Here is a 403-nt window from a genome sequence, read left to right as displayed (position 1 = left end):
ACAATAAAAACAGTGTGACAAAAATGGTGGCAACCCAGACAAATGGAACTGCGAGAGCGAGTGCCTTGAGTCCCAGCTTATTATTAATGAAGCGGATATGTTCATTAGTCCAGCCCCACCATTCGTCATTATAAAACTCCCTATCGTCTGCCTCGCAGGTCTGGACGTCAGTTACGTCAGCAATAATCTTTTCGTAGGGATTGATGGCGGCGTAGTCACACCAAGGCTGCAACTCATCTCCAGCTCGACTTCGCTTTTTGCTATCTGGCAAAGGCGGGAGAGCTATGGTGATTTCTGGTGTATGGAGGCAAGTTGAAGAGGTGGCGTATCCTGTTGGTTGATCTCGCCAGATCACAACCAACAGAGGAATGATACGCCATGTCAAAGTCTACCCTGCACGCTC

At 48.4% G+C, this 403-nt stretch carries 1 protein-coding gene; it reads right to left on the bottom strand.

What is annotated here, in order from left to right; genetic code table 11:
• Positions 1-385, bottom strand: a 385-nt coding sequence (locus EZI54_RS24125) for a hypothetical protein (RefSeq protein WP_207389362.1), incomplete at its 3' end; no start/stop codon positions are given.
• Between the last annotated feature and the right edge of the window lie 18 nt (positions 386-403).

It is taken from the genome of Marinobacter halodurans (genome assembly GCF_004327985.1).
Lineage (GTDB): Bacteria > Pseudomonadota > Gammaproteobacteria > Pseudomonadales > Oleiphilaceae > Marinobacter_A > Marinobacter_A halodurans.
The sequence above is the reverse complement of the archived record's forward strand: the minus strand, read 5'-3'. Positions and strand labels throughout refer to the sequence as shown.